Consider the following 7,955-nt stretch of genomic DNA (forward strand, 5'->3'; position numbering starts at 1 on the left):
CGTAGGCTTGTGTGGTTGGGCGCCTGCCGCGCCCGTACGACTTACTACGCCGTAGGTCCACCGCGCCGCACCCGCCCCGTCTCGGATCGGGGAGAGGGATGGCGCACCAGGAAACCCCGGCGAGAGAGGCCGAAGGCCAATTCATGACCATGACTGATCCGATCGCAGACATGCTTACGCGTCTGCGGAACGCGAACTCGGCATACCACGACTCCGTGACGATGCCGGCATCGAAGATCAAGTCGCACATCGCGGAGATCCTCCAGCAGGAGGGCTTCATCACGGGCTGGAAGGTCGAGGACGCCGAGGTCGGCAAGAACCTCGTTCTCGAGCTGAAGTTCGGCCCGAACCGTGAGCGCTCCATCGCGGGCATCAAGCGGATCTCCAAGCCCGGTCTCCGGGTGTACGCGAAGTCCACCAACCTGCCGAAGGTGCTGGGCGGCCTCGGCGTGGCGATCATCTCCACGTCGCACGGGCTCCTCACCGACAAGCAGGCCGGCAAGAAGGGCGTGGGTGGGGAAGTCCTCGCCTACGTCTGGTAACGGAAGGGAACGGAGGAAACAGCTATGTCGCGTATTGGCAAGCTCCCCATCACGGTTCCCGCCGGCGTGGACGTCACCATCGACGGCCGTACGGTCTCGGTCAAGGGCCCCAAGGGCACGCTGACCCACACCGTCGTGGCACCGATCGAGATCGTCAAGGGTGAGGACGGCGTCCTGAACGTCACCCGCCCGAACGACGAGCGTCAGAACAAGGCCCTGCACGGCCTGTCCCGCACGCTGGTGGCGAACATGATCACCGGCGTGACCCAGGGTTACGTGAAGAAGCTCGAGATCAGTGGTGTCGGTTACCGCGTGACCGCCAAGGGTTCGAACCTGGAGTTCGCTCTCGGCTACAGCCACCCGATCACCGTCGAGGCCCCCGAGGGCATCACCTTCAAGGTGGAGGCCCCCACCCGGTTCTCGGTCGAGGGCATCGACAAGCAGAAGGTCGGCGAGGTTGCGGCCAACATCCGCAAGCTGCGCAAGCCTGACCCGTACAAGGCCAAGGGCGTCAAGTACGAGGGCGAAGTCATCCGCCGCAAGGTCGGAAAGGCGGGTAAGTAAGCCATGGCATACGGGCAGAAGATCCTCAAGGGCGACGCCTACAAGCGCGCCGCGATCAAGCGCCGTCACATCCGGATCCGCAAGCGGATCGCCGGTACGGCGGAGCGTCCCCGTCTGGTCGTGACCCGCTCCAACCGCCACATCGTGGCGCAGGTGATCGACGACCTCAAGGGCCACACCCTGGCGTCCGCGTCCACTCTGGACGCGTCCGTCCGCGGTGGCGAGGGCGACAAGTCCTCGCAGGCCAAGCAGGTCGGCGCCCTGGTCGCCGAGCGTGCCAAGGCCGCCGGTGTCGAGGCTGTCGTGTTCGACCGTGGTGGCAACCAGTACGCCGGGCGCATCGCCGCCCTGGCGGACGCCGCCCGCGAAGCCGGGCTCAAGTTCTGAGCCTGCCGTAGCTAGCGGAAACAGAGAGAGGTAATTCCAATGGCTGGACCCCAGCGCCGCGGTGGCGGTGCCGGTGGCGGCGAGCGGCGGGACCGGAAGGGCCGTGACGGCGGCGCTGCTGCCGCCGAGAAGACCGCGTACGTCGAGCGCGTCGTCGCGATCAACCGCGTCGCCAAGGTTGTGAAGGGTGGTCGTCGCTTCAGCTTCACCGCGCTGGTCGTGGTGGGCGACGGTGACGGCACCGTGGGTGTCGGTTACGGCAAGGCCAAGGAGGTGCCGGCCGCCATCGCCAAGGGTGTTGAGGAGGCCAAGAAGCACTTCTTCAAGGTCCCCCGGATCCAGGGCACCATCCCGCACCCCATCCAGGGTGAGAAGGCTGCCGGCGTCGTGCTGCTCAAGCCCGCGTCCCCCGGTACCGGTGTTATCGCCGGTGGTCCGGTGCGTGCCGTGCTCGAGTGCGCCGGTATCCACGACGTGCTGTCGAAGTCGCTCGGCTCCGACAACGCGATCAACATCGTGCACGCGACCGTGGAGGCCCTGAAGGGTCTGCAGCGTCCCGAGGAGATCGCGGCCCGCCGTGGTCTGCCGCTCGAGGACGTCGCCCCCGCGGCCCTGCTGCGTGCGCGTGCCGGGGCAGGTGCGTGATGGCTCAGCTCAAGATCACGCAGGTCAAGTCCTACATCGGCAGCAAGCAGAACCACCGCGACACCCTGCGCTCCCTTGGTCTCAAGGGCATCAACACGCAGGTCGTCAAGGAGGACCGCCCCGAGTTCCGCGGCATGGTGCACACCGTCCGCCACCTCGTGACGGTCGAGGAGGTCGACTGATCATGGCGGAGCAGAACCCGCTCAAGATCCACAACCTCCGTCCCGCCCCGGGCGCCAAGACCGCCAAGACCCGTGTGGGTCGTGGTGAGGCGTCGAAGGGTAAGACGGCCGGTCGTGGTACCAAGGGCACCAAGGCCCGCTACCAGGTTCCGGAGCGCTTCGAGGGTGGCCAGATGCCGCTCCACATGCGCCTCCCGAAGCTGAAGGGCTTCAAGAACCCGTTCAAGACCGAGTACCAGGTCGTGAACCTCGACAAGCTGGCCGCGCTCTACCCCGAGGGTGGCGAGGTCACCGTCGAGGGTCTGGTGGCCAAGGGTGCCGTTCGCAAGAACAGCCTCGTCAAGGTCCTCGGCCAGGGCGAGATCTCCGTGGCGCTGCAGGTGACGGTCGACGCCGTCTCCGGCTCCGCCAAGGAGAAGATCGCCGCCGCCGGCGGTACGGTCACCGAGCTCGTCTGAGCCCGGGCGGCACCGCCGCGTACGCAACAGGGCCGGGCAGTTCCCTTCGGGGAGCTGCCCGGCCCTGCCGTATTGGGTGGCGCCGTGAAACTATTCGGACCGTTCGAGCGTTGTCAGAGAAGTTCGGCCGTCTCGGGGGAAGATCCGGCCATCCCGTGAGTGCTGCCGACAGGATGTGCGGGCAAGTAAACTTCACCAGGCTGCGCACGCACTGTTAGAGTCCTTGAGTCCACCTGTGCCCGCGCGTGATACGTCGCACGGCGACGGGGTGGCAGAAGGCATCGTTCGGCCCACTGGGCCATGTTGATACGACTAGTCCCTGTCGCGCGTGGCGCGGGGGTCGCAGGAGGAACCGTGCTCACCGCGTTCGCCCGGGCGTTCAAGACGCCCGACCTGCGCAAGAAGCTGCTCTTCACGCTGGGCATCATCGTGGTCTACCGGGTCGGCACCCACATCCCGATCCCGGGTGTCAGCTACAAGGCCGTCCAGCAGTGCGTGGACGAGGCGTCCGGCAACCAGGGCCTCTTCGGCCTGGTCAACATGTTCAGTGGCGGCGCGCTGCTCCAGATCACGATCTTCGCCCTCGGCATCATGCCGTACATCACGGCGAGCATCATCCTGCAGCTGCTGACGGTGGTGATTCCGCGCCTGGAGGCCCTGAAGAAGGAGGGCCAGGCCGGCACGGCGAAGATCACGCAGTACACCCGGTACCTGACGGTGGCGCTGGCCATCCTGCAGGGCACCGGTCTGGTGGCCACCGCGCGCAGCGGTGCCCTCTTCAGCGGCTGCCCGGTCGCCAACGGGATCGTCCCCGACCAGGGGATCTTCACCACCATCACCATGGTGATCTGCATGACCGCCGGCACCTGTGTCGTGATGTGGCTCGGTGAGCTCATCACCGACCGCGGCATCGGCAACGGCATGTCGATCCTGATGTTCATCTCGATCGCCGCGACCTTCCCGTCCGCGCTCTGGGCCATCAAGAAGCAGGGCACGCTGGCCGGCGGCTGGATCGAGTTCGGCACGGTGATCCTGGTCGGCCTGGTCATGGTCGGGCTCGTCGTCTTCGTCGAGCAGGCCCAGCGCCGCATCCCGGTGCAGTACGCGAAGCGCATGATCGGCCGTCGCTCCTACGGTGGTACGTCCACGTACATCCCGTTGAAGGTGAACCAGGCGGGTGTGATTCCCGTCATCTTCGCCTCCTCGCTGCTCTACATCCCGGCGCTCGTGGCGCAGTTCGCGGGGGGCAAGTCGGGCTGGAAGGACTGGGTCCAGCAGAATCTGACCAAGGGCGACCACCCGATTTACATCGCTTCGTACTTCTTGCTCATCGTTTTCTTCGCGTTCTTCTACGTGGCGATCTCCTTCAACCCCGAGGAAGTCGCCGACAACATGAAGAAGTATGGTGGCTTCATCCCGGGCATCCGGGCTGGCCGACCGACCGCTGAGTACCTCAGCTACGTGCTCAACCGGATCACCTGGCCGGGTTCGCTGTATCTGGGTCTGATCGCTCTCGTACCGACAATGGCGTTGGTGGGCTTCGGGGCAAGCCAGAACTTCCCCTTCGGAGGGACGAGCATCCTCATCATCGTGGGTGTCGGCCTCGAGACGGTGAAGCAGATCGAGAGCCAGCTCCAGCAGCGCAATTACGAAGGGTTCCTCCGCTGATGCGTATCGTCCTCGTCGGGCCGCCGGGTGCCGGTAAGGGAACGCAAGCCGTCCGCCTCGCAGAGAAGCTGGCGGTCCCGCACATCTCCACGGGTGACCTGTTCCGGGCCAACATCAGCCGGCAGACCGAGCTGGGCAAGCTCGCGAAGTCCTACATGGACGCCGGAAACCTCGTCCCGGACGAGGTGACCATCGCGATGGCCAAGGACCGCATGGAGCAGCCGGACGCCGAGAACGGCTTCCTGCTGGACGGCTTCCCGCGGAACGTGTCCCAGGCCGAGGCGCTGGACGAGCTGCTGCGGACCGAGGGCATCACCCTGGACGCGGTCCTGGACCTGGAGGTCCCCGAGGACGAGGTCGTCAAGCGCATCGCCGGCCGCCGCATCTGCCGCAACGACTCGTCGCACGTCTTCCACGTGACGTACAGCCCGCCGAAGAAGGAGGGCGTCTGCGACGTCTGCGGCGGTGAGCTGTACCAGCGCGACGACGACTCCGAGGACACCGTCCGCAAGCGGCTCGAGGTCTACCACACGCAGACCGAGCCGATCATCGACTACTACAAGGCGCAGGGCCTGGTCGTGACGATCTCCTCCCTGGGTCCGGTGGACGAGATCACGCAGCGCGCGCTGGAGGCCCTCAAGCGCGAGAAGGCCGAGAGCTGAACGAGCCCGGCTCATCCGGCCGCGGTGCCCTCCCAGGGCGCCGCGGCCGTACTGTTGTACAGATACCCCAGTCGACGTGAGTGACGGAGAGCGCAGGCCCCCATGGTGCAGATCAAGACGCCGGAGCAGATCGCCAAGATGCGTGCGGCGGGCCTGGTCGTAGCCGCCATCCACGCGGCCACCCGTGAGGCCGCGGTGCCCGGCGCCTCCACCAAGGATCTGGACGAGGTCGCCCGCAAGGTCCTCGCCGAGCACGGCGCCAAGTCGAACTTCCTGGGGTACGGCGGTTTCCCCGCGACCATCTGCACCTCCGTGAACGACGTCGTCGTCCACGGCATCCCCTCCGACGACGTCGTCCTCAAGGACGGCGACATCATCTCCATCGACTGCGGCGCGATCGTCGACGGCTGGCACGGCGACGCCGCCTACACGGCCTTCGTGGGCTCCGGTCACGCCCCGGAGCTGGTCGAGCTCTCCCGGGTGACCGAGGAGTCGATGTGGGCCGGCATCGCGGCGATGAAGCTGGGCAACCGCCTGGTCGACATCTCCCGCGCGGTCGAGACGTACATCCGCCGCCAGCCCAAGCCGGGCGGCGGCAAGTACGGGATCATCGAGGACTACGGCGGCCACGGCATCGGCACCGAGATGCACATGGACCCGCACCTGCTGAACTACGTCGACCGCCGCCGCGGCAAGGGCCCCAAGCTGGTGCCCGGCTTCTGCCTCGCGATCGAGCCGATGGTCTCCCTCGGCACCCCGCGCACCGAGGTCCTGTCGGACGACTGGACCGTCATCACGACGGACGGCACCTGGTCCTCCCACTGGGAGCACTCGGTGGCCCTGACGGCGGAGGGCCCCCTGGTGCTCACCGCCCCCGACGGCGGCAGGGCGAAGCTCGCCGAGTACGGCATCGCCGCCGCCCCCGATCCCCTGGCATAGGGATCACCCTCATGGGGCAGACTTCCTCGATTCGCGTTTCCTGGTGCGCCGACGTAGACTGACTCGTCGGCTCTCGTGTACCCGCATGTCCGCATGCGCCCCGTAAGGGGAGCAGGAGAGTCGATCAAGGTAGTCGATTCGAAGGGCGAAGCGTGGCCAAGAAGCAAGGTGCCATCGAGATCGAGGGCACTGTCGTCGAGTCTCTGCCGAACGCCATGTTCAAGGTCGAGCTCCAGAACGGCCACCAGGTCCTGGCACACATCAGCGGCAAGATGCGTATGCACTACATCCGCATCCTCCCTGACGACCGGGTCGTGGTGGAGCTGTCTCCGTACGACCTGACGCGTGGCCGGATCGTCTACCGGTACAAGTAGATCTTGCCCGCATTCCGTTTCGGCGGGGTGGTGGCACTGACCCGGAGAACCTCAATCCCATGAAGGTCAAGCCGAGCGTCAAGAAGATCTGCGACAAGTGCAGGGTGATCCGCCGTCACGGTCGGGTCATGGTCATCTGCGACAACCCGCGCCACAAGCAGCGCCAGGGCTGACGCACGACCACCCTCTGCACTTCTTTCGCAGAGATTCGCGCGACGCGAGCTGAATTTGTTCATACGCAGGACCCAAGCCGTCGCAAGCGGCTTGACACCCCCGGTCGGAGGCCGGGGACCCGGTTCGTACCTGGTACGGCGGCCGGGAGCCGGTTCTGCGGAAGACCTCCGAAGAATCACCAGGAGCCATTGAATGGCACGCGTTTCCGGTGTTGACATCCCGCGCGAAAAGCGCGTGGAGGTCGCCCTCACCTACGTGTTCGGCATCGGCCGGACCCTCTCGAAGGAGACGCTGGCTGCGACCGGCGTCGACCCGAACACCCGCGTTCGCGACCTCTCCGAGGAGCAGCTCGTCGCGATTCGTGAGTACGTCGACAACAACATCAAGACCGAGGGTGACCTCCGTCGCGAGATCCAGGCCGACATCCGCCGCAAGGTCGAGATCGGCTGCTACCAGGGTCTCCGTCACCGTCGCGGTCTGCCCGTCCGCGGTCAGCGCACCAGCACCAACGCTCGTACCCGCAAGGGCCCGCGTCGCGCCATCGCCGGCAAGAAGAAGCCGGGCAAGAAGTAGTCCGCAGCGGACACCTGTCCACGGTCTTCGCTGTAGGACCGACCACCTCCCGTAGGAGTTAGTAGATGCCCCCCAAGGGTCGTCAGGGCGCTGCCAAGAAGGTGCGCCGCAAGGAAAAGAAGAACGTCGCTCACGGCCACGCGCACATCAAGAGCACGTTCAACAACACGATCGTCTCGATCACGGACCCGTCCGGCAACGTGATCTCCTGGGCCTCCGCCGGCCACGTCGGCTTCAAGGGCTCCCGGAAGTCCACGCCGTTCGCCGCGCAGATGGCCGCCGAGTCGGCTGCCCGCCGCGCCCAGGAGCACGGCATGCGCAAGGTCGACGTGTTCGTCAAGGGCCCGGGCTCCGGTCGTGAGACCGCGATCCGCTCCCTGCAGGCCACGGGCCTCGAGGTCGGCTCCATCCAGGACGTCACCCCGACCCCGCACAACGGCTGCCGCCCGCCGAAGCGCCGCCGCGTCTGACGCACGGCTGCTTCGCGCAGGCTCGGTCTCGGGCGGTACGGCTCTTTCGGGTCGTGCCGCCCGTACCCTTGCAGTACCCGCACGTCTCAGAGGTGCGGTGTCCGTCGGGCGTCAAATAGCGGGCGTCCACGAATGAAGGATCTGATCCACACATGCTGATCGCTCAGCGTCCCTCGTTGACCGAAGAGGTCGTCGACGAGTTCCGCTCCCGGTTCGTGATCGAGCCGCTGGAGCCGGGCTTCGGCTACACCCTCGGCAACTCCCTGCGTCGTACCCTCCTGTCCTCGATCCCCGGCGCTGCTGTCACCAGCATCCGG

The 7,955-nt window shown here is 66.4% G+C and carries 13 protein-coding genes and 1 pseudogene; all 14 read left to right on the forward strand.

The window, feature by feature from the left end; all coding sequences use genetic code 11:
* Positions 1-143 precede the first annotated feature (143 nt).
* A complete protein-coding gene (rpsH, locus tag AB0N17_RS35890) occupies positions 144-542 on the forward strand; it encodes a 30S ribosomal protein S8 (RefSeq protein WP_007384075.1) in 399 nt (132 codons plus the stop codon).
* A gap of 24 nt (positions 543-566) precedes the next feature.
* Positions 567-1,106, forward strand: coding sequence for a 50S ribosomal protein L6 (gene rplF, locus AB0N17_RS35895; RefSeq protein WP_366015821.1), 540 nt, complete (start codon positions 567-569; stop codon positions 1,104-1,106).
* A 3-nt stretch (positions 1,107-1,109) separates the two neighbouring features.
* A complete protein-coding gene (gene rplR, locus AB0N17_RS35900; protein WP_067299854.1) occupies positions 1,110-1,493 on the forward strand; it encodes a 50S ribosomal protein L18 in 384 nt (127 codons plus the stop codon).
* A 39-nt stretch (positions 1,494-1,532) separates the two neighbouring features.
* Positions 1,533-2,138, forward strand: a complete 606-nt coding sequence (rpsE, locus tag AB0N17_RS35905) for a 30S ribosomal protein S5 (protein WP_009190144.1) — start codon at positions 1,533-1,535, stop codon at positions 2,136-2,138.
* Positions 2,138-2,320 (forward strand): 50S ribosomal protein L30, encoded by a 183-nt coding sequence (gene rpmD, locus AB0N17_RS35910; protein ID WP_003974250.1) that lies wholly within the window; start codon positions 2,138-2,140, stop codon positions 2,318-2,320. The genes rpsE and rpmD overlap by 1 nt, the downstream gene beginning before the upstream one ends.
* 2 nt (positions 2,321-2,322) lie before the next feature.
* Positions 2,323-2,778 (forward strand): 50S ribosomal protein L15, encoded by a 456-nt coding sequence (gene rplO / locus AB0N17_RS35915; protein ID WP_366015822.1) that lies wholly within the window; start codon positions 2,323-2,325, stop codon positions 2,776-2,778.
* Positions 2,779-3,132: 354 nt separating this feature from the next.
* Entirely contained in the window at positions 3,133-4,446 is a 1,314-nt protein-coding gene (gene secY / locus AB0N17_RS35920; protein ID WP_366015823.1) for a preprotein translocase subunit SecY, read from the forward strand.
* On the forward strand, positions 4,446-5,108 hold the full coding sequence (locus AB0N17_RS35925) for an adenylate kinase (RefSeq protein WP_366015824.1): 663 nt from the start codon (positions 4,446-4,448) through the stop codon (positions 5,106-5,108). The genes secY and AB0N17_RS35925 overlap by 1 nt, the downstream gene beginning before the upstream one ends.
* Positions 5,109-5,210: 102 nt before the next feature.
* Positions 5,211-6,047 (forward strand): type I methionyl aminopeptidase, encoded by an 837-nt coding sequence (map, locus tag AB0N17_RS35930; RefSeq protein ID WP_366015825.1) that lies wholly within the window; start codon positions 5,211-5,213, stop codon positions 6,045-6,047.
* Positions 6,048-6,199: 152 nt separating this feature from the next.
* Positions 6,200-6,421 carry a translation initiation factor IF-1 gene (gene infA, locus AB0N17_RS35935; RefSeq protein WP_003948620.1) on the forward strand — a complete coding sequence of 74 codons (222 nt, stop codon included), beginning with the start codon at positions 6,200-6,202 and terminating at the stop codon, positions 6,419-6,421.
* A 59-nt stretch (positions 6,422-6,480) separates the two neighbouring features.
* Positions 6,481-6,594 carry a 50S ribosomal protein L36 gene (gene rpmJ, locus AB0N17_RS35940; RefSeq protein ID WP_003974245.1) on the forward strand — a complete coding sequence of 38 codons (114 nt, stop codon included), beginning with the start codon at positions 6,481-6,483 and terminating at the stop codon, positions 6,592-6,594.
* Between the two features lie 193 nt (positions 6,595-6,787).
* Complete coding sequence (gene rpsM / locus AB0N17_RS35945; RefSeq protein ID WP_009300593.1) at positions 6,788-7,168, forward strand: 30S ribosomal protein S13; 381 nt, start codon at positions 6,788-6,790, stop codon at positions 7,166-7,168.
* A gap of 65 nt (positions 7,169-7,233) precedes the next feature.
* The gene (rpsK, locus tag AB0N17_RS35950; RefSeq protein ID WP_003956432.1) at positions 7,234-7,638 is read left to right on the forward strand and encodes a 30S ribosomal protein S11; all 405 of its coding nucleotides are present in this window, start codon (positions 7,234-7,236) and stop codon (positions 7,636-7,638) included.
* 152 nt (positions 7,639-7,790) lie between these two features.
* Positions 7,791-7,955: pseudogene (locus tag AB0N17_RS35955) on the forward strand (DNA-directed RNA polymerase subunit alpha); the annotation flags it as partial.

The organism is Streptomyces sp. NPDC051133 (genome assembly GCF_040682635.1).
GTDB lineage: Bacteria > Actinomycetota > Actinomycetes > Streptomycetales > Streptomycetaceae > Streptomyces.